Annotated in this window: 19 protein-coding genes, 1 pseudogene and 1 riboswitch; of the genes and pseudogenes, 7 read left to right on the top strand and 13 right to left on the bottom strand. The window is 61.8% G+C overall.

Features of this window, described 5'->3' with window-relative positions:
* Positions 1 to 99 precede the first annotated feature (99 nt).
* From BSF40_RS02030 to cobO, 6 genes are read right to left on the bottom strand one after another with little or no spacing between them, the layout of a single operon-like run.
* Positions 100 to 1,551 carry a cobyric acid synthase gene (locus BSF40_RS02030; RefSeq protein ID WP_095963913.1) on the bottom strand — a complete coding sequence of 484 codons (1,452 nt, stop codon included), beginning with the start codon at positions 1,549 to 1,551 and terminating at the stop codon, positions 100 to 102.
* Positions 1,548 to 2,540, bottom strand: a complete 993-nt coding sequence (gene cobD, locus BSF40_RS02025; protein WP_095963912.1) for a threonine-phosphate decarboxylase CobD — start codon at positions 2,538 to 2,540, stop codon at positions 1,548 to 1,550. The genes BSF40_RS02030 and cobD overlap by 4 nt, the downstream gene beginning before the upstream one ends.
* Positions 2,533 to 3,441: an adenosylcobinamide-phosphate synthase CbiB gene (cbiB, locus tag BSF40_RS02020; protein WP_007977557.1), complete on the bottom strand. Its 909-nt coding sequence runs from the start codon at positions 3,439 to 3,441 to the stop codon at positions 2,533 to 2,535. The genes cobD and cbiB overlap by 8 nt, the downstream gene beginning before the upstream one ends.
* Positions 3,438 to 4,088, bottom strand: coding sequence for a 5,6-dimethylbenzimidazole synthase (gene bluB / locus BSF40_RS02015; RefSeq protein WP_095963911.1), 651 nt, complete (start codon positions 4,086 to 4,088; stop codon positions 3,438 to 3,440). The genes cbiB and bluB overlap by 4 nt, the downstream gene beginning before the upstream one ends.
* Complete coding sequence (locus BSF40_RS02010) at positions 4,085 to 5,485, bottom strand: cobyrinate a,c-diamide synthase (protein ID WP_095963910.1); 1,401 nt, start codon at positions 5,483 to 5,485, stop codon at positions 4,085 to 4,087. Before BSF40_RS02010 ends, bluB begins: the two co-directional genes overlap by 4 nt.
* Positions 5,482 to 6,093 carry a cob(I)yrinic acid a,c-diamide adenosyltransferase gene (gene cobO, locus BSF40_RS02005; protein WP_007984541.1) on the bottom strand — a complete coding sequence of 204 codons (612 nt, stop codon included), beginning with the start codon at positions 6,091 to 6,093 and terminating at the stop codon, positions 5,482 to 5,484. The genes BSF40_RS02010 and cobO overlap by 4 nt, the downstream gene beginning before the upstream one ends.
* Positions 6,094 to 6,174: 81 nt before the next feature.
* A riboswitch (cobalamin riboswitch) is annotated at positions 6,175 to 6,408 on the bottom strand.
* 153 nt (positions 6,409 to 6,561) lie between these two features.
* Between cobO and BSF40_RS02000 the strand changes: the two genes are divergently transcribed.
* Both BSF40_RS02000 and BSF40_RS01995 read left to right on the top strand, forming a co-directional pair.
* A complete protein-coding gene (locus BSF40_RS02000; protein WP_095963909.1) occupies positions 6,562 to 7,146 on the top strand; it encodes a hypothetical protein in 585 nt (194 codons plus the stop codon).
* 66 nt (positions 7,147 to 7,212) lie between these two features.
* Complete coding sequence (locus BSF40_RS01995; protein ID WP_095963908.1) at positions 7,213 to 8,526, top strand: sorbosone dehydrogenase family protein; 1,314 nt, start codon at positions 7,213 to 7,215, stop codon at positions 8,524 to 8,526.
* Between the two features lie 140 nt (positions 8,527 to 8,666).
* Here the strand turns inward: BSF40_RS01995 and BSF40_RS01990 are convergent, their stop codons facing one another.
* The 6 genes from BSF40_RS01990 to BSF40_RS01965 form a co-directional block, all read right to left on the bottom strand.
* On the bottom strand, positions 8,667 to 9,329 hold the full coding sequence (locus BSF40_RS01990) for an O-methyltransferase (protein WP_095963907.1): 663 nt from the start codon (positions 9,327 to 9,329) through the stop codon (positions 8,667 to 8,669).
* Between the two features lie 18 nt (positions 9,330 to 9,347).
* Positions 9,348 to 9,884, bottom strand: coding sequence for a C40 family peptidase (locus BSF40_RS01985; protein WP_046037633.1), 537 nt, complete (start codon positions 9,882 to 9,884; stop codon positions 9,348 to 9,350).
* A gap of 165 nt (positions 9,885 to 10,049) precedes the next feature.
* Complete coding sequence (locus tag BSF40_RS01980) at positions 10,050 to 10,688, bottom strand: C40 family peptidase (protein ID WP_095963906.1); 639 nt, start codon at positions 10,686 to 10,688, stop codon at positions 10,050 to 10,052.
* A gap of 221 nt (positions 10,689 to 10,909) precedes the next feature.
* Positions 10,910 to 11,614 carry a DnaA regulatory inactivator Hda gene (gene hda / locus BSF40_RS01975; RefSeq protein ID WP_007898944.1) on the bottom strand — a complete coding sequence of 235 codons (705 nt, stop codon included), beginning with the start codon at positions 11,612 to 11,614 and terminating at the stop codon, positions 10,910 to 10,912.
* 230 nt (positions 11,615 to 11,844) lie between these two features.
* Positions 11,845 to 12,918 (bottom strand): AI-2E family transporter, encoded by a 1,074-nt coding sequence (locus BSF40_RS01970; RefSeq protein WP_095963905.1) that lies wholly within the window; start codon positions 12,916 to 12,918, stop codon positions 11,845 to 11,847.
* A gap of 36 nt (positions 12,919 to 12,954) precedes the next feature.
* A complete protein-coding gene (locus tag BSF40_RS01965; RefSeq protein WP_095963904.1) occupies positions 12,955 to 14,013 on the bottom strand; it encodes a DUF2066 domain-containing protein in 1,059 nt (352 codons plus the stop codon).
* 384 nt (positions 14,014 to 14,397) lie between these two features.
* Here BSF40_RS01965 and purM point away from each other — a divergent pair, with 384 nt between their 5' ends.
* From purM to BSF40_RS01950, 3 genes are read left to right on the top strand one after another with little or no spacing between them, the layout of a single operon-like run.
* On the top strand, positions 14,398 to 15,456 hold the full coding sequence (purM, locus tag BSF40_RS01960; protein WP_007977543.1) for a phosphoribosylformylglycinamidine cyclo-ligase: 1,059 nt from the start codon (positions 14,398 to 14,400) through the stop codon (positions 15,454 to 15,456).
* Positions 15,456 to 16,106, top strand: coding sequence for a phosphoribosylglycinamide formyltransferase (gene purN / locus BSF40_RS01955; protein WP_095963903.1), 651 nt, complete (start codon positions 15,456 to 15,458; stop codon positions 16,104 to 16,106). The genes purM and purN overlap by 1 nt, the downstream gene beginning before the upstream one ends.
* A gap of 8 nt (positions 16,107 to 16,114) precedes the next feature.
* Positions 16,115 to 16,828 (top strand): DUF3108 domain-containing protein, encoded by a 714-nt coding sequence (locus BSF40_RS01950; protein WP_095963902.1) that lies wholly within the window; start codon positions 16,115 to 16,117, stop codon positions 16,826 to 16,828.
* 53 nt (positions 16,829 to 16,881) lie between these two features.
* Here the strand turns inward: BSF40_RS01950 and BSF40_RS01945 are convergent.
* Positions 16,882 to 17,118, bottom strand: a pseudogene (locus BSF40_RS01945) (methyl-accepting chemotaxis protein); the annotation flags it as partial.
* 147 nt (positions 17,119 to 17,265) lie between these two features.
* On the opposite strand from BSF40_RS01945, the gene BSF40_RS01940 reads away from it, so the two are divergent.
* Both BSF40_RS01940 and BSF40_RS01935 read left to right on the top strand, forming a co-directional pair.
* The gene (locus tag BSF40_RS01940; protein ID WP_095963900.1) at positions 17,266 to 17,682 is read left to right on the top strand and encodes an OsmC family protein; all 417 of its coding nucleotides are present in this window, start codon (positions 17,266 to 17,268) and stop codon (positions 17,680 to 17,682) included.
* Positions 17,683 to 17,744: 62 nt separating this feature from the next.
* Entirely contained in the window at positions 17,745 to 18,605 is an 861-nt protein-coding gene (locus BSF40_RS01935) for a pirin family protein (RefSeq protein ID WP_095963899.1), read from the top strand.
* Positions 18,606 to 18,682 lie beyond the last annotated feature (77 nt).

Genomic DNA, 18,682 nt, shown 5'->3' with positions numbered 1-18,682 from the left:
GTGTGGCCACTTCAGTCTTCGCGAGCAAGCCCGCTCCCACATTAGAACGCGATCAACTGTGGGAGCGGGCTTGCTCGCGAAGAGGCCAGAGCTTTCACCTCAGATTCCACAGAGCTGCCGCAACAGCCCGGTATCCAGATGCTTCTCCACCAGATCCGCCAGCCGCTCGATATCGCGCTCGCGCAAGCCGTGATAATCCACGTCCTGCACCTCCTGCAAACCGGCCCAGCGCAACAGCGCACTGCACGCCGCCGGCGACTCGAACAGCCCGTGCAGGTAGGTGCCGAAAATCTGCCCGTCAGCACTTTGCGCACCATCGCAGCGGCCGTCATCCAGATGCACGGCGGCATTTTCCAGAGCGGGTCCGGTGGTCACGCCGGCATGGATTTCATAGCCTGATACCGGCGCATCTTCCAGCGCCAGGCGACCGCACACATTGCGCAGCTGCTTCTCTTGTTCGAGCCGGGTCTGGAACGCCAGCAGTCCCAAACCGGCACTGGAACCCGGCGCGCCCTCGAGGCCCAGCGGGTCATGCACCTGCTCACCGAGCATCTGCAGGCCGCCACAGATCCCCAGCAGCTTTCCGCCGTAACGCAGATGCCGGGCAATCGCGGTTTCCCAACCATTGGCCCGCAGGTGCGCGAGGTCGCTGCGCACACTTTTCGAGCCAGGAAGAATGATCAGGTCGGCGGTCGGAATCGCCTGGCCGGGGCCAATGAATTGCAGGTCTACCTGCGGATGCAGGCGCAGCGGATCGAAATCGGTGTGATTGCTGATGCGCGGCAGCACCGGCACCACGACTTTCAGCACCCGCTCGGCTTTATCGGTCTGGCGCTGATCGATGCCGTCTTCAGCCTCCAGGTGCAGGTCCATCACGTACGGCAGCACACCCATCACCGGTTTGCCGGTGCGTTCTTCAAGCCAGTCGAGACCGGGTTGCAGCAACGCGATGTCACCGCGAAAACGATTGATGATGAAGCCTTTGACCCGCGCCTGTTCGCTCGGCGACAGCAGTTCGAGGGTACCCACCAGATGGGCGAAAACCCCGCCGCGATTGATATCGGCAATCAGCAGCACCGGACAATCCACCGCTTCGGCGAAGCCCATGTTGGCGATGTCGCCGGCGCGCAAATTGATTTCCGCCGGCGAGCCTGCGCCTTCGACCATCACCAGCGGATACGCCGCGCTCAAGCGCTCGTGGGAGGCCAGTACCGCTTGCATGGCGATGCTTTTGTAGTCGTGATAGGCGACGGCGTTCATGGTCGTGACGGCGCGGCCATGGATGATCACCTGGGCACCGGTGTCACTGTTGGGCTTGAGCAATACCGGATTCATGTCGGTGTGCGGTGCGAGGTGCGCGGCCTGGGCCTGAACCGCCTGGGCACGGCCAATCTCGCCGCCGTCGGCGGTCACCGCACTGTTGAGTGCCATGTTCTGCGGCTTGAACGGCACCACCCTGACGCCCTGACGCGTGGCCCAACGGCACAACGCAGTCACCAGCGTGCTTTTACCGGCATCCGACGTGGTGCCCTGCACCATCAGCGTGGTCATTGGTTTTCCTTGGCGAAATCTTCGAAGGCCTGAGCCAGTCGCACCCAGGCGGCTTCGTCACCGGGCAGGCCGAATCGCAGGCTGCTGTTGTGCGTGAACAACCGCAGGAGAATACCGCGCCGGGCCATGAATTCATGCAGTGCTTCGGCGCGCTCGGTGATCAGCCACTGGAACAACGCACAGCCGCCCTGGGGCTCAAAGCCGTGTTGCTGCAGCAACGACGCCAGGCGCTCGCTGGCCTCTTCGGTGCGCAGCCGTTGCCGCGTTTGCCCCTGCGTATCGCGCAGGCAGGCCTGCCCCACTACCCGGGTTGCTCCGCTCACGGCCCAGGGCCCCACTTGTTCTGCCAGCAACTTGAGCAACTTGCGCTCGGCCAGCACAAACCCCAGGCGCACACCGGCCAGGCCAAAAAACTTGCCGAAGGAGCGCAAGACGATCAGTCCGACCTGATGGGCAAACGGCGCCAGGCTCAGTTGCGGCGTGTTATCCATGAACGCTTCGTCCACCACCAGCCAGCCACCGCGCTGGGCCAGTCGCGTGTGCCAGTCGAGCAGGCGACTGGGGGTGAGGCTCAGACCCGTGGGATTATTCGGATTGACCACCACCAGCACGTCGAAACTGTCGATGAAGAAGTCGACTTCCTGCTCCAGCACTTCGCGCACGATGTAGCCATTGCGACGCCAGGCTTCGGCGTGCTCGGCGTAGCACGGCGACAACACACCCACCTTGCCTGCCCGCCGCAATCGCGGCAGCAGCTGGATCGCCATTTGCGAACCGGCCACCGGCAATGCCTGCAAGGTGCCGTAGTAATCACAGGCGGCCTGTTCCAGACCATCGTCCGCCTCCGGCAAACGGGCCCAGGCCCGCAGCGGAATATCCGGCACCGGGAACGGCCAGGGCGCAAGGCCCGTCGACAGGTCCAGCCAGTCGGCTTCATCTATGCCGTATTCGAGCGCCGCCTTGCGCAATCGTCCACCGTGCTCAAGCATAAAATTCGGCCCCCAGGCAGAGAATCAGCAGCCATAACCATACCCCGCGCTGGACCAGTTGCCAGCCCTGGTCAATGGAGTCGGCGTCCGCCGGCACGCCTTCGCCCAGTTGCGGACGCTGGTGCAGTTCGCCGTGATAAATCGCCGCGCCGCCCAATTCGACGCCAAGGGCCCCTGCCCCTGCCGCCATTACCGGGCCGGCGTTCGGGCTGTCCCAGGTCGGGCCCTGGGTGCGCCAGCATTTCAACGCCAGCCGGGTTTTGCCCAGCAGCGCGTAAGTCAGCGCCACCAGACGCGCAGGAATGTAATTGAGCACGTCGTCGATCTTCGCCGCCGCCCAGCCGAACCGTTCGAAGCGCTCATTGCGATAGCCCCACATCGCATCCAGCGTATTGCTCAGGCGATAGAGCACCACGCCCGGCGCACCGGCCACGGCAAACCAGAACAACGCGGCGAACACCGCGTCGCTACCGTTTTCCAGCACCGACTCGGTGGCGGCACGGGCGACTTCGGTTTTATCCAGGTCACTGGTTTTACGGCTGACCAGATAACTCACACGCTTGCGTGCTTCATCAAGATCATCGCCGCGCAAGGCCTTGGCCACCGGCGTGACGTGTTCACCGAGGCTGCGCATGCCGAGGGCGCAATAGAGCGCGAGAATCTCGACGATCCAGCCAACGTAAGGCGCCCAGGAGAATGCCGTGACCAGCAGCACCAGCGGCAGCACGGCGATCACCCACGCGGTGACGCCATGGCTGCGCCAGCCGCGACCGCCGCCGTTGAAACGTTGTTCGATGCGATCGGCAAAACGGCCGAACGCCACCAGCGGATGCCAGCGTTTGGGTTCACCCAGCAGCGCATCCAGCGCAACCGCGGCGACACTCAACAACGCCACACTCATTGACTCACTCCCCAATAGTTCTCATACAGCAATTCATGCAGCGGACGCGCCTGCGCCCAGCCTTCGAGCACCAGCATCGGCGCCGGGTAGAACGCCTTCACCGGTCCCAGGCACAGCACCGCCAGCGGTTTGGCTCCCGGCGGCAGCCTCAGCAGATCCGCCAGTGCCTGGGGGTCGAACAGCGACACCCAGCCCATACCCAACCCTTCGGCGCGAGACGCGAGCCACAGGTTCTGGATGGCACAGGACAGCGAGGCCATGTCCATTTCCGGCAAGGTGCGGCGACCGAAGATATGCTGCTCGCGGTCGTCCATCAGTGCGGCGACCAGTACCTCGGCGCAATCGTTGATGCCTTCCACCTTGAGTTTCATGAATTCGTCGCTGCGCTCGCCGAGGGCTTCGGCGGTGCGCACGCGCTCCTCTTCCACCAGGGCCTGGATTTGCCCGCGCAAGGCGCGATCACTGATGCGGATGAAGCGCCAGGGCTGCATCAGGCCGACGCTCGGCGCCTGATGTGCGGCTTCGAGCAGGCGCTGGAGCAACTCGGGCTCGACGGTGCCGCCGCTGAAGTGGCGCATGTCGCGGCGTTCGCCGATGGCGCGGTAGACCGCTGCGCGTTCGGCTTCGGTGAATGCGTTGTCGGTCATGGCCTCTTCGCGGGCAAGCCCGCTCCCACATTTAAAGGTGAGCGGCCTGAAGAAATGCATTCCCCTGTGGGAGCGGGCTTGCTCGCGAAGGCGGCTTCAAGGTCCGGCGCAAACAGCGCGGCAATCGCCGAGGGATTCGACGGAAAATAAAAGTGCACGTAGGAGGCCGTCATCCGCCCCTCGCGATAAACCGCCTCCGCGCCGCGCCCGCCGTTAGGGCTCACGCCCCGGGCAATCGGCGCCAGTTCAGTGCTGGTCAGCGAATGGTGATAGGTGTGCCCGCGCAGCGAACCTTCCGGCAACTCCACCGCTTGCAACGCCAGCGCCGCCAGACGCTTTTGCATGACCGCATCACCGGTCAGCAATCCCGCCAGTTCGGCACGAGTGCCCTCGACATCGGTCAGGGAGTCGAGCAGATACAGCATGCCGCCACACTCGGCGAGCAAGGGTTTGCCCGCCCGGTGGTGGGCGCGGATCGCCTCGAGCATCGCCGTGTTTTGCGCCAGCGCGACATGGTGCAGCTCCGGGTAACCGCCCGGCAGATACAGGCTGTCCGCCTCCGGCAATTGGCGGTCGCGGATCGGCGAGAAGAACGACAACTCGGCACCCATCGCCCGCAGCAAATCAAGGCTCGCACCGTAGGTGAACGCAAAGGCTTCATCACGGGCCACAGCAATGCGCACACCGGCCAGCAGCGGTTCGGCGACGATGACATCGGGGGCGGCGAACTCGACTGCCGGTGGCAGCGCGACCTCGCAACTGTTGGCCAGAGCATCGGCTGCCGCATCGAGGCGCAGGTCGAGATCGTTCAGTTCACTGGCTTGAACCAGCCCCAGGTGTCGGCTCGGCAGTTCAATCCCGGTTTCCCGGGACAGCGCGCCGTACCAGCGCAATCCTTCAGTCAGGCTGCCCTCGAGCAATTGCGCGTGGCGCAGCGTGCCGACGCGGTTGGCCAGCACGCCGGCGAACGGCAGGTCCGGCTGATAGCGCGCCAGCCCCAGGGCCAGTGCGCCGAAGGTCTGGGCCATGGCGGTGCCGTCGATCACACCCAGTACCGGCACACCGAAATGCCGCGCCAGATCGGCGCTCGACGGTGTACCGTCGAACAGCCCCATGACGCCTTCGATCAGGATCAGGTCGGCTTCAGCGGCGGCTTCCCACAGCAACCGGCGACTCTCCTGCTCGCCGACCATCCACATGTCCAGTTGATACACCGGCGCACCGCTGGCGCGTTCGAGGATCATCGGATCGAGAAAGTCGGGGCCGCACTTGAACACGCGAACCTTGCGCCCCTGATTGCGATGCAACCGGGCCAGCGCCGCGGTGACGGTGGTCTTGCCCTGGCCGGAGGCCGGCGCGGCAATCAGTACCGCCGGGCAATGACGAGGCTGGTTCACAGCTCGACGCCTTTCTGCGCTTTGATCCCGGCCTGAAAGGCGTGTTTGATCATGCCCATTTCGGTGACCGTGTCGGCCATCTCGATCATTTCCGGCTTGGCGGCACGCCCGGTGACCACCACGTGTTGCATCGGCGGCCGCGCCTGCAAGTCGCTGAGCACCTGATCGAGATCGAGGTAGCCGTGCTTGAGGGCGATGTTCAGCTCATCCAGCACCACCAGGCCGATGGACGGATCGCGCAGCAGTTCCCGGGACACCGCCCACGCCGCTTCGGCGGCAGCGATGTCGCGCTGACGGTCCTGGGTTTCCCAGGTAAACCCTTCGCCCATCACATGAAAACGCACCTGCTCGGGAAAGCGCCGGAAGAACAACTCTTCGCCGGTACTGTTGCGGCCCTTGATGAACTGCACCACGCCGCATTGCATGCCGTGCCCCATGGCGCGGGCGAGCATGCCGAAGGCCGAACTGCTCTTGCCCTTGCCGTTGCCGGTCAGCACCAGCAACAGACCACACTCGTTCGGGGAATTGGCGATGCGCTCGTCGATCACGGCTTTTTTGCGCTGCATGCGCGCCAGGTGGCGTTCGTCACGATCGGGGGTATCAGTCATGGGGGAGCTCTCCGTTGAGACAGGAATAACGGCGGGCAGGCACAGCAATAGAAGGCAACAAGCCTGGCATCGCCCACCGTGATGCCGCTGGATGAATCAGGCCGGTCTCCGGGCTCATGAGTGGCGCGTAGCCAGACTGCGCGCCTTCCCGCATCGAATCGACACAGTGGCATCAGACACAGTTTTCACTCATTTACCGTTGCGGGGGCAGCGCCGGAATGGCGGGTCTTCGACCAACAGAAGAACGCGTTCACCGGCTTCCCTGTTTCACTCTGTCGACCCAAGTCACAGAGCACCTGAAACAAGCCGCGAAGGTTAGAGGGTTGGGGGTGGAGCGTCAATTAAAGCCGGGAGGCCAGCTGCCGAATAACTGTCGTCGATCAAAAAACTGACGTCAATCTTGTGCCTCCTTCCCAGCAGTGATATCAAAGAGCCACAACCTCACAACACAAAAACAAGGGTGAGCCCATGCAAGGCATGATCATCAGCAATCCAAAGCTGGAATTCCTGCGCCCCGTGCTCGAGCGCTGGTTCGAATGCATCGACCGCTACAACGCCGTCCGCGGTGATGGCGACACACCCTACTGGCACGACGAAAAAGCCAATCTCGGAATACTGTCGGCCGCCGCCTGGATGGCCGAGATGGTCACACTGCAACAGACACCCACCCGCAAGCAGACCGAAGAAGGCGAACGCAACAGCCGCGCCGACCTGTTCCTCGCCTCGCCCGAAACCCGCGCCTACATCCAGACCAGCCAGCGCTGGCCACGGGTCAACAGCCTCAATCTGAGCCAGGCCCTGCTCGACATCGCCAGCGATGCGAAGCGCCTGAGCCACGCCAGCGACCTGAAACTCGGCTGCCTGTTCGTCGCCCCGCAAAAAGCCCAGCAAGGCGCGACACCGGAAGAACTCCAGGACATGGTCGACGACCTGCAAAAGGAACACACCTGCGCGGTCGCCTGGTATTTCCCGTATGCCTACCGCAAGTTGCGCAATGAAGCCGGCAACTATCACCCCGGCATTGCGGTGCTGTTCAAGGAAGCACGTGGCTAGGGGTTGAACCATTGGACGACAACGCGTCTCTATGATTAGAACAAGGCATTCATAGGGAACACCCGTATGCGCACGCCCCCGCTCGTTCTCGTTATCGCGATCTGCGGAGGGCTCGCCGGTTGCAGTGAGACCGCCGGCCTGCAAGTCTCCGACGGCACCGGCCCTTCACCCCAACTGCCGCCCCCCAACAAAACCCTGATCCCGACTGTGAACATCGCCCCGGCCATCGGCTGGCCACAGGGCGCCAAACCCGTCGCCGCCGCGGGCACTCAAGTGGCCGCTTTTGCCGAAGACCTGGATCATCCCCGCTGGCTTTATGTACTGCCCAACGGCGACGTACTGGTGGCGGAAACCAACGCGCCACCCAAACCCGAAGACGGCAAAGGCATTCGCGGCTGGGTCATGAAGCAAGTCATGGGACGCGCCGGGGCCAGGGTGCCCAGCGCGAACCGCATCACCTTGCTGCGCGACAAGGACCACGATGGCGTCGCGGAAACCCGCACGGTGTTTCTGCAAAACCTCAACTCGCCCTTCGGCATGACCCTGGTCGGCAAGGACTTGTATGTGGCCGACACTGATCGCCTGCTGCGCTTTCACTATGAAAGTGGCGATACGCAGATCAAGTCGCCACCGGTCAAAGTGGTCGACCTGCCGGGTGGCCCGCTGAACCACCACTGGACCAAAAACGTCATCGCCAGCAAGGACGGTCGCAAGCTCTACGTCACCGTGGGCTCCAACAGCAACGTCGCGGAAAACGGCATGGACAAGGAAGAAGGTCGCGCAGCGATCTGGGAAGTGGACCGTGCCACCGGCCAGCAGCGGATCTTCGCCTCCGGCCTGCGCAACCCCAACGGCATGGCCTGGGAGCCGCGCAGTGGCGCGCTGTGGACCGCGGTCAACGAACGGGATGAAATCGGCAGCGACCTGGTCCCGGACTACATCACCTCGGTCAAGGACGGCGCATTCTATGGCTGGCCTTACAGCTATTACGGCCAGCATGTCGATAGCCGCGTCGAGCCGCAAAACCCCGATCTGGTGGCCAAGGCCATCGCTCCGGACTATGCCGTCGGCCCGCACACGGCATCACTGGGCCTGACCTTCGCTGAAAACAGCAAACTGCCGCCGCCGTTCACCCAAGGGGCCTTCATCGGGCAGCACGGCTCCTGGAACCGTAACCCCCACAGTGGCTACAAAGTGATTTTCGTGCCGTTCAGCGCAGGTAAACCTGCGGGGACACCGATTGAAGTGCTCAGCGGCTTTCTCAACGAAAAGGAAGAAGCCATGGGTCGCCCGGTGGGCGTGGTGATCGACCGGCAGGGCGATCTGCTGGTGGCCGATGATGTGGGGAACAAGGTGTGGCGGGTGTCGGCAGTGAAATAAATACCAACTGCCAACATATTCCCCTGTGGGAGCGGCGGTGCGGCGATCCGACTTGCTCGCGAATGCAGGCTGTCAGTCGACTGATGTTTTGACGGATACACCGCCTTCGCGAGCAAGCCCGCTCCCACAGGGTTCAGGGTTCAGCGCTTGCGACAGAGTGTGAGTCCATCCCCCAACGGCAACAACGACAAGTCCACCCGCACATCGTCCTTCAACGCCAGGTTGAGCGCCTGGATCGCCCGGGTGTCCGCGCTCTCGGGGCTGCTCTCAAGCACGCGCCCGCTCCACAGGGTGTTGTCGAACAGCGCCAGCCCGCCGACCCGCAGCAAACGCAGGGCATGCTCCAGATAACTCGGGTAGTTGGCCTTGTCGGCATCGATGAACACCAGGTCGAACTGCTCGCCCTGACCTTGCCGCTCAAGCTCGCGGAGGGTTTCCAGTGCGGGTGCCAGGCGCAGGTCGATCCGCCCGATGAGTCCCGCTTCCTGCCAGTAGCGTCGTGCGATGGCGTTGTAGTCGCCGGGGATATCACAGCAAATCAGGGAACCGTCAGCCGGCAATGCCGCCGCCATGCACAGCGCGCTGTATCCGGTGAACGTACCGACTTCGAGCAAGCGCCTGGCGCCTGTCAGCTTTACCAGCAAGGCGAGAAACTGTCCCTGCTCCGGCGCCACCTGCCAGCGCGCCATCGGCAGCGCCTGGGTCTCATCGCGCAAGCGCTTGAGCAGTGGTGTTTCGCGCAGGGAAACATCGAGCAGGTATTGGTACAGGGCGTCGTCGAGATTCAGCGTGCGAGCAGTCATGAGCAGCAGCTCCGGACGTTACGGGTTGCGCGCCAGATGTTCAGGCTGCAGAACACGCTTGGCGCTCAGGTAAGCCTTTTGCCAATACGCCTTGGACAGGCTGTCGAGCTTCACGGTGCCGCCAGTGGCCGGCGCGTGGACGAAACGCCCTTCTCCCACGTAGATGCCGGCATGACTGACCTGGGAACCGCCATTGGTAGCGAAGAAAAGCAGGTCACCCGTCTGCAGGCCTTCCTTGCCGACATTCGCCGCTTGCATGGAGATCATCTCGCGAGTCGTGCGTGGCAAGGCAATGCCGGTGACATCGCGGTACACGTACGCGATCAGGCCGCTGCAATCAAATCCGGAATCCGGCGTGTTGCCACCCCAGCGATAAGGCGTACCCACCAGGCCGAGCGCGCGAAACAGCACGTCCTCCGCTTCGGGCGAAAACGCTTGTGGGGAACCAAATACGATGGGCGCGCGAACCACCGGCGCAGGAGGCGGTGTGCGGCTGGCGCAGGCACTGAGCAGTGCTGCGAAGAACATGATTGCGAGGCGGGCCGACGTCGTCATAAGCAGAACATCCTGATCTGGCTGCGGCTTTTTCTGCGGGGAGCGCAGAAAAGAAAACCGCCTGCGTTGGACGCAGGCGGTTTGCCATCATTTGTAGATCAAGATTCTAGCGGCTACACGACAAACTTCAAGTAAGACTTTAAGTTCGCCTTACATAATGTCCGCTTATTTACGTGCAGTGACAATTGGCGACGTGTTAGGTGCCATCGCCAGGGCGCGCTTGGCCTCGATGAAGGTCTTGCTCCAGTAGCTGTCGCCCAGGCTATCGATGCGCACACCACCGCTGCGGCGGCTGCTGGAGTGGATGAACTGGTTGTCGCCCAGGTAGATCCCGGCGTGACTGACGCGACCACGACGACCGTTGGTTGCGAAGAACAGCAGATCGCCCGGCTCAAGCTTGCTGCGCGAGACCAGCGGAGCGTCCACGTTGATCATTTCGCGGGTGGAGCGCGGCAGGTTCATGCCCGCTTCTTCGCGGAACAGGTAGCCGATGAAACCACTGCAATCGAAGCCGGCTTCAGAAGTGCCGCCGAAACGGTAACGGGTACCGATCAGGGACATGCCGCGTTCGAGGATGCTGTCGGCCAGGACCGGAAGCTGGTAGGACTTGCCGCCAGCGAAGTCTGCGAGTTCTTTTTCGGTGGCCTTCTCTTCCTGGTAGAGAGCTTCCTGATAAAGAGCGGAAGACTGGGCAGTGGCCGGGTTTTGAACCTGCTGCTGCTGGACCACTGGAGTGTGGGCAGCGCAACCGAACAACAGGGTGACGAGTGCGAGAGGCACGAGGGGTGCGAAGCGATTTAGCATGGGCACGACCGTGGCTGAAGTTGTAAAGAAGTCGAGACTATGCCCGCTATCGACCTCATTTGCAAATTCAATCAATCTTTTTGTGACTTATTGGTTTCTCGTTTACATCTAAGCGCTTAAGCCCATTTTAAACATGCACGCGGCCTGCAACCTTGTAGGAAAGCGGAATTTCTGGCGCCTGAAATATGCCGAAACGGCTATAAGCCCCGGTTCCAGCGGGTCTACCAGCCGAGGGTTTCTTTCAAAAACGGGATTGTCAGCTTGCGCTGAGCCTGGAGGGAAGCCTGATCGAGACGCTCAAGCAGCTCGAACAACGCGCTCATGCTGCGGGTGCCGCGAGTCAGGATGAAATGCCCGACCTCATCGGTCAGGTGCAGTCCGCGACGGGAGGCGCGCAATTGCAGGGCACGCAATTTGTCCTCGTCGGACAGTGGGCGCATCTGGAAGATCAAGGCCAGGGTCAGGCGCGACTTGAGGTCCGCCAGCTTCACCGGCAACTCGCGCGGGGATGTCGACGCGGCAATCAGCAGGCGCCGGCCGCTGTCGCGCAGGCGATTGAACAGATGGAACAGCGCCTCTTCCCAGTCCGCCTTGCCGGCAACCGCCTGCAGGTCATCGAGACAGACCAGTTCGTACTGCTCAAGGTTATCGAGAATTTCGATACCGCGATCGAGCAGCTCGGCCAGCGGCAGATACACCGCAGGCTCTCCCAATTGCTCGAAGCGCAGGCAGGCAGCCTGCAACAGGTGCGTACGCCCTACCCCGTCCTTGCCCCAAAGGTAGATCAGGCTTTCGGTCCAGCCGGCGTCGGCTTCGCATAGCCGCTCGACATAGCCGAGTGCAGCGGCATTGGCGCCTGGGTAGTAGTTGATAAAGGTGGCGTCATCACGCAGACGCACACCTAGGGGCAGCTGAATCGGTTTCATGCTGACTGAACAGTTCCAAAGGAACCGTTAGTGGCCTCTGTGTAAAGTTTGCGAAGTTTATACCCGTGAAGCGGGCCGCACAATGCGATAGACCACAAGCAAAATCAAAGGTTTGCGTTAACGCATCGGTTTTATGACAGTTTCTTTGGCGGTGCATGTAGCAGTCGCGCTGTGTAATCAGGCTGACCCGGCACGAACCCGGGCAGCCCGCCATCGCCCATCGACACCTTTTACCCCTGCGGTTCGTCGACGCCCCCGTAGATATCGGAATCCTTATACAAATCTTGCACATGGCGCACCAGCACCATGATCACCGCGGCGACCGGCAATGCCAGCAGCACACCGGTAAAGCCAAACAGCTCACCCCCGGCCAGAATCGAGAAAATCACCGCCACCGGGTGCAGACCAATCCGGTCACCGACCAGCAACGGTGTCAGCACCATACCCTCCAGCGCCTGGCCGACCATGAACACCGCGACAATGCCCAGCATCGGGTATAGATCGCCACCGAACTGGAACAGCCCTGCAATCAGCGCCGCACCGATGCCGATGATAAATCCCATGTACGGCACGATCGCTGCCAGACCGGCAATCACGCCAATCAGCAAGCCCAGCTCCAGCCCGACCAGCATCAGGCCTGCTGCATAGATCACCCCCAGGGCCACCATGACCAGCAACTGACCACGAACGAACGCTCCGAGTACTTCATGGCATTCACCCGCCAGCGACATCGCGCGCGCTTCACGATCTCGAGGCAGCAGGCTGCGGACCTTGGCCATCATCAGGTCCCAATCGCGCAACAGATAGAAGCTCACCACCGGGATCAACACCAGATTCGCCAACCAGCCAATCAACGCCAGACCCGAGGCAGTGGCATGACTCAGTACCACGCCGACCACATCGGAGGTCTGACTCATATGCTCGCCGATGGCGGCCTTGAGCCTGTCGAACTTCCAGAAGCCCTCCGACAGGCCGAACTTCGATTGCGCCCAGGGCAACGCCGTGTGCTGCAGCCAGTCGAGCATCTGCGGGGCCAGCTCATACAAACGAAACAGTTGCCGGGCGAGCAACGGCACCAGGACCAACAGCAGCGCGGTGAGGATCAATGTAAACAGGGCAAACACCGCCACTACACCCCAGGTTCGAGACAGCCCCGCCTTCTCCAGTCGATCCACCAGCGGGTCGAACAGATAGGCCAACAGCAGGGCCACCAGGAACGGCGTCAGGATCGGATGCAACAACCAGACAAAAACACAAAGCAGGAGCACCCCGCCGAGCCAGAACCAACGCCGCGTATCGGCCATGAACCACTCCATTGCTTCTATATAAAGAGAGAAAAACTACCAGCGAAACCGCAGTTGCGGAGTCGGGGCTGGCGCAGGCGCCGGGGCGGGCACCGCACCACCGGCGGCCGGCTGAACCGGCACTGCCGGAGTCGGCGCCTGAGCCGCCGGCGCTTCCTGCAACCGTGCCAGCGACAGTTGTGCACGCAACTGCTCGGCGCTGCCATTGACCCGGTAGACGATCCGGTCGCCGTCGACGCTTTGCACGCGCCCGCCAAATGGCTCCAGCAAGCGTCCCAGGGACGCGTAGTGCTCAAGATTCATGCCTTGCACTTCCAGCAATTGCGCGCTCGAAGCACCGGGCTTGGCGACAAACCGCGGCGCCAGCCGCTCATTGACCGCCAGCATCACCGCATCGGCCACGGCGGCCTGATCGGCACCCTGCACGCTGCCTGCCTCTTTTTTATCCCCCAGCCACAATTGCCACTTGGCTTGCCACTGCCCGCCCTCCTCTTTGGCGTGTACCGCGAGCAGGGCGTCGGCGTTGTAGCGTTCCGATGCCGCAAGCAAAGGGCCGGAATCTGCGCCTTCAAGATTCGGCGCGGTCGCGACGATCTGTTCGTTCAGGTCCGCCAATGGCAAGCGCAATGGCAAGCCCCGGTGCTGGGCAGCCCGACGCAACGGTGCCGCGCTGGCCTGGCCGTCGCCCACCAGGCTTGAACCCTCGGTGGAATCGTTGAGCCACCAGCCGAGGATCGACGGCCGATTGGCCCCCCACATGGCCAGGCCTGCGCGGCGCAAGGCCTGCTCGGTGGTACCCGGGTCGAAATCGACTTTCAGGACTTCCGGCGGACCGGCTTCAAAGCCGTATTGGCTGATGATCTGTTGCGGATCTTTACGAATAGCCGCCAGCCCCGGATTTTGAGCGGCCTTGGGGTCGCCGGTCAGGCGCAACACCAAAGTGTCCAATGCACGTTGAGTCGCCTGCTCACGCTCCTCGGGCGACTGGCCATTGACCGGCTCGCGCACCTGATAAAGGCCTTTGACGGTTTCGGCTTGACTGACCAGGCTGACCACTGACAAACAACTCACAAGCAAGAATTTACAAAAACGCATGGAAGATTCCTGACGACAAGAGCGGCTGGAACAGACCGCATGAAGACGATCGAGCAAGGCTGTGACCATTGCCCGATGCAAAACATTCACACGTTCCGGGTAAGTTTTCGCACTGTCATAACGATAGACGGTTAATCGCGACACCTTATACAGCCAGGCAGGATGCCACCGACACCGTGCATCAACGGTTTTTTTTAACGGATATGGCCCTGCTGTCGGCCTGAGGATGGCCGCTGCGGCTCAAGCCTGATAAAATCGCGCGCCTTCGCAGACCGGCAACAGCCGGGCACTTTCGAAATTCGCGTGAGGCAATCGCCTTCGTCGATTTCGGCGGCCCCGCTGGACTCGGTCGTTACCCCTGAATCCCCCCTAAAGGCCTGGATCATGAGCAAGCAACCCTCCCTGAGCTACAAGGACGCCGGTGTAGACATCGACGCCGGTGAAGCATTGGTCGAACGCATCAAGAGCGTCGCCAAGCGCACTGCGCGCCCGGAAGTCATGGGCGGCCTGGGCGGTTTCGGCGCCCTCTGCGAAATCCCGGCCGGCTACAAGCAGCCTGTGCTGGTTTCCGGTACTGACGGCGTCGGCACCAAGCTGCGCCTGGCATTGAACCTGAACAAGCACGACAGCATCGGCATCGACCTGGTTGCCATGTGCGTCAACGACCTGGTGGTGTGCGGCGCAGAACCACTGTTCTTCCTCGACTACTACGCCACCGGCAAACTGAACGTCGACACCGCTGCCCAGGTTGTTACCGGCATCGGCGCTGGCTGCGAACTGTCGGGCTGCTCGCTGGTTGGCGGTGAAACCGCTGAAATGCCGGGCATGTACGAAGGCGAAGACTACGACCTGGCCGGCTTCTGCGTCGGCGTCGTGGAAAAATCCGAAATCATCGACGGCTCCAAGGTTGCTGCCGGCGACGCCCTGCTCGCCCTGCCGTCTTCCGGCCCGCACTCCAACGGCTACTCGCTGATCCGCAAGATCATCGAAGTGTCCGGCGCCGACATCGAAAACACCCAGCTCGACGGCAAACCACTGACCGACCTGCTGATGGCACCGACCCGCATCTACGTGAAGCCGCTGCTCAAGCTGATCAAGGAAACCGGCGCGGTCAAAGCCATGGCCCACATCACCGGTGGCGGCCTGCTGGACAACATCCCGCGCGTCCTGCCAAAAGGCGCGCAGGCTGTGGTTGACGTGGCGAGCTGGACCCGTCCGGCCGTGTTCGACTGGCTGCAAGAGAAAGGCAACGTCGACGAGAACGAAATGCACCGCGTGCTGAACTGCGGCGTGGGCATGGTCATCTGCGTGGCTCAGGAGCACGTTGAAGCCGCCCTGAACGTTCTGCGCGAAGCGGGCGAGCAGCCTTGGGTCATCGGCCAGATCTCCACCGCTGCCGAAGGCGCGGCTCAGGTAGAACTGAAGAACCTCAAGGCTCACTGATGCCTAAGACCTGTGATGTCGTGGTGCTGTTGTCCGGCACCGGCAGTAACTTGCAGGCCCTGATCGACAGCACGCGGACCGGCGACAGCCCGGTCCGCATCGCTGCGGTGATTTCCAACCGCGCCGACGCCTACGGCCTGCAACGCGCCAGCGACGCGGGTATCGACACCCGCACCCTGGATCACAAGGCTTTCGAAGGTCGCGAGGCCTTCGATGCCGCGCTGATCGAACTGATCGACGCCTTCAATCCCAAACTCGTGGTACTGGCCGGATTCATGCGCATTCTCAGCGCGGGTTTCGTACGCCACTATCAGGGTCGCCTGCTCAATATCCATCCCTCGCTGCTACCCAAATACAAAGGGTTACACACTCATCAGCGCGCGCTGGAGGCTGGCGACGCCGAGCACGGCTGCTCCGTGCACTTCGTCACCGAGGAACTCGATGGCGGACCACTGGTCGTACAAGCTGTAATACCGGTAGAGTTACAGGATTCGCCGCAGAGTCTGGCGCAGCGGGTCCATGTTCAGGAACACCTGATCTACCCGATGGCCGTACGCTGGTTTGCCGAAGGTCGTCTGGCCCTCGGCGAGCAAGGTGCTTTACTGGATGGACAGCTACTCGCGGCCAGCGGCCACTTGATTCGAAACTAGGAGATTTTATGCGTCGCGCCCTGCTCTTCGCTTGCGCTCTGCTCGCTATGCCCTTCGCTCAGGCGGCAGAACTTCAACCCTTCTCCGCCAGCTACACCGCCGACTGGAAACAGTTGCCCATGAGCGGCACGGCTGAACGCAGCCTGACCAAGGAAGCAAACGGTGTCTGGAAGCTCAACTTCAAGGCATCGATGATGATTGCCAGCCTGTCCGAAGAAAGCACCCTGACCGTCGACAAGGACACCCTGCTGCCACAGTCCTACCATTTCGAACGGGGTGGCCTGGGCAAAGCCAAGAAGGCTGACCTGGACTTCGACTGGACTGCCAAGAAAGTCACCGGTACCGATCGAGGCGACGCAGTCAATATTGCGCTCAACCGCGGCATGCTCGACAAATCCACCTACCAGCTGGCGCTGCAGCATGACGTGGCCGCCGGCAAGAAAAGCATGAGCTATCAGGTGGTCGATGATGGCGAAGTCGATACCTATGACTTCCGCGTGCTGGGTTCGGAAAAAGTCGAAACCAAGGCTGGCCAGATCGATGCGATCAAGGTCGAACGCGTGCGCGACCCGACGCAAAGCAAGCGCATCACCGTGCTGTGGTTCGCCAAGGATTGGGATTACCTGCTGGTTCGCCTGCAACAGGTCGAGACCGACGGCAAGGAGTACAACATCATGCTCCTGGACGGCAAGGTCAACGGCAAGACTGTCAAAGGCAGCTAATCCGTATCGACACGAAAAGCCCCGCCATCGCGGGGCTTTTTTTTATCAAAAATTCAGACCGAGAAGCGTGCCACCAAGGTATTGAGGTCTACCGACAACCGCGACAACTCCTGACTCGCCGCACTGACCTGGTCCGCTCCGGGCGGGCTCTGTTGCGCCAGTTCTTCGACCTGAGCAACATTGGTGGTGACATCCTCAGCCAGCGACCCGATCGACAGCACTGTCTGGTGCACTTGTTCACGGCCGTGTTGGGCAATGCGGTCGGACTCGCCCGAAGCTTGCGACGTTGCTGCGTGCAAAATACCATCACGGCTACGGTAACGATTCAGCGAAAAGCCCCACCCGTACAAGAAAACCGGAACGCACATCCGGCACCATGCTCTATACCTTCAAGGTCTTTTTGATCGAACAAACATCTGTTGCTTGCGAGGTTTCCCATGACCGTTACCGTCAACACCGTTTCTGCCGAAGGCTTTCGCCACAGCGTACAAATCGATGACCATGAACTCTTCGCCGACGCGCCCGTCACGGCGGGCGGTGAAGGCACTGCGCCGGAACCGCACGATTATTTCGATGCCGCGCTCGGCGCCTGCAAAGCCCTGACCCTCAAGCTCTATGCAAAGAAGAAGGACATCCCGTTGACCGGCGTCGGCGTCGAGGTCAAGCGCGACAACAGCCTGGAACAGAAAGGCCAATACACGCTGCACGTCAAACTGACCCTCAAGGGTGTACTCACCGACGCCCAGCGCGACGAACTGCACCGCGTGGCCGATCGCTGCCCGATCCACAAGCTGATGACCACGTCTGAAGTCAGCATCGAAACGCACTTGTCCGAAGGCGCCTTCAGCCAATAGCGGCAAGGGCTGCGCAAGCGGGTTATGCTCGAACGCATCACCCGCTCAGCCTGGAACGCACCATGAACACTCCGCTCGTGATACGCCCCCGCACCGAAGACGTCGAAGGTCAGCCGATCCTGCGTCCACTGCCATCCGCCAAGTGCCGCAGCGTCGGGCCATTCGTGTTTTTCGATCACATGCTGGAAACCCGTTATCCGCCGGGCAAAGGCATGAATATCCGCCAGCACCCACACATCGGCCTGTCCACCCTGACCTATTTGTTCCAGGGGCAAATCCAGCACAAGGACAGCCTGGGTTCCGATCAGGTTGTTGATACCGGCGATGTCAGCTGGATGACGGCCGGCAGCGCCATTGCCCACGTCGAACGCACGCCCGAGGCACTCAAGGAGAGCGGCTTCACGATGCACGGTTTGCAGATCTGGCTGGCATCGCCCAAGGAAAAAGAACAGGGTCCGGGGCATTACAGCCACCATCCGGCGTCCACCTTGCCAGTCAGCGAAAACCTGGGGGTGAAGATCCGCATGATTGCCGGGTCGGGCTTTTGCCTGGAGTCACCGGTGCCGGTGCTTTCTCCTACGTTGTACGCAGAATTGCACCTGCAAACGGCGACGACATTGCTGATTCCCACCGAGCATGAAGAACGTGCGCTGTATGTGTTGAGCGGCGAGGTGCAACTGGATGGCGAGCTGATAGAACCGTATTCGCTGGTTGTGTTGCCGACCGGGGAAGAAATGACACTTTTCGCTGAAAGCGACAGTCACGCCGTGTTGTTTGGCGGCGCGCCGCTGGACGGGCCACGGCGGATCAACTGGAATTTTGTCGCGAGCGATCCGGCGGCGATTGATGAAGCGCGCCGGCGCTGGGCGGCCGGGGACTGGCCGACGGTGCCGGGGGAAAGTGAGAGGATCGAATTGCCTTAAAGTTTTCGGCGCCAGTTACACCGCCATCGCGGGCAAGCCCGCTCCCACAGTTGATCGTGTCGATCACAAAAATTGCA

Origin of the sequence: Pseudomonas sp. ACN5, assembly GCF_002303975.1 — a bacterium.
Lineage (GTDB): Bacteria > Pseudomonadota > Gammaproteobacteria > Pseudomonadales > Pseudomonadaceae > Aquipseudomonas > Aquipseudomonas laurylsulfatiphila.
The sequence above is the reverse complement of the archived record's forward strand: the minus strand, read 5'-3'. Positions and strand labels throughout refer to the sequence as shown.

Bases quoted from the DNA above. Each gene is read 5' to 3' on its own strand.
- BSF40_RS02030 (WP_095963913.1), bottom strand. From the start codon at position 1,551: ATGACCACGCTGATGGTGCAGGGCACCACGTCGGATGCCGGTAAAAGC.
- cobD (WP_095963912.1), bottom strand. From the start codon at position 2,540: ATGCTTGAGCACGGTGGACGATTGCGCAAGGCGGCGCTCGAATACGGC.
- cbiB (WP_007977557.1), bottom strand. From the start codon at position 3,441: ATGAGTGTGGCGTTGTTGAGTGTCGCCGCGGTTGCGCTGGATGCGCTG.
- bluB (WP_095963911.1), bottom strand. From the start codon at position 4,088: ATGACCGACAACGCATTCACCGAAGCCGAACGCGCAGCGGTCTACCGC.
- cobO (WP_007984541.1), bottom strand. From the start codon at position 6,093: ATGACTGATACCCCCGATCGTGACGAACGCCACCTGGCGCGCATGCAG.
- BSF40_RS02000 (WP_095963909.1), top strand. From the start codon at position 6,562: ATGCAAGGCATGATCATCAGCAATCCAAAGCTGGAATTCCTGCGCCCC.
- BSF40_RS01995 (WP_095963908.1), top strand. From the start codon at position 7,213: ATGCGCACGCCCCCGCTCGTTCTCGTTATCGCGATCTGCGGAGGGCTC.
- BSF40_RS01990 (WP_095963907.1), bottom strand. From the start codon at position 9,329: ATGACTGCTCGCACGCTGAATCTCGACGACGCCCTGTACCAATACCTG.
- BSF40_RS01985 (WP_046037633.1), bottom strand. From the start codon at position 9,884: ATGACGACGTCGGCCCGCCTCGCAATCATGTTCTTCGCAGCACTGCTC.
- BSF40_RS01980 (WP_095963906.1), bottom strand. From the start codon at position 10,688: ATGCTAAATCGCTTCGCACCCCTCGTGCCTCTCGCACTCGTCACCCTG.
- hda (WP_007898944.1), bottom strand. From the start codon at position 11,614: ATGAAACCGATTCAGCTGCCCCTAGGTGTGCGTCTGCGTGATGACGCC.
- BSF40_RS01970 (WP_095963905.1), bottom strand. From the start codon at position 12,918: ATGGCCGATACGCGGCGTTGGTTCTGGCTCGGCGGGGTGCTCCTGCTT.
- BSF40_RS01965 (WP_095963904.1), bottom strand. From the start codon at position 14,013: ATGCGTTTTTGTAAATTCTTGCTTGTGAGTTGTTTGTCAGTGGTCAGC.
- purM (WP_007977543.1), top strand. From the start codon at position 14,398: ATGAGCAAGCAACCCTCCCTGAGCTACAAGGACGCCGGTGTAGACATC.
- purN (WP_095963903.1), top strand. From the start codon at position 15,456: ATGCCTAAGACCTGTGATGTCGTGGTGCTGTTGTCCGGCACCGGCAGT.
- BSF40_RS01950 (WP_095963902.1), top strand. From the start codon at position 16,115: ATGCGTCGCGCCCTGCTCTTCGCTTGCGCTCTGCTCGCTATGCCCTTC.
- BSF40_RS01940 (WP_095963900.1), top strand. From the start codon at position 17,266: ATGACCGTTACCGTCAACACCGTTTCTGCCGAAGGCTTTCGCCACAGC.
- BSF40_RS01935 (WP_095963899.1), top strand. From the start codon at position 17,745: ATGAACACTCCGCTCGTGATACGCCCCCGCACCGAAGACGTCGAAGGT.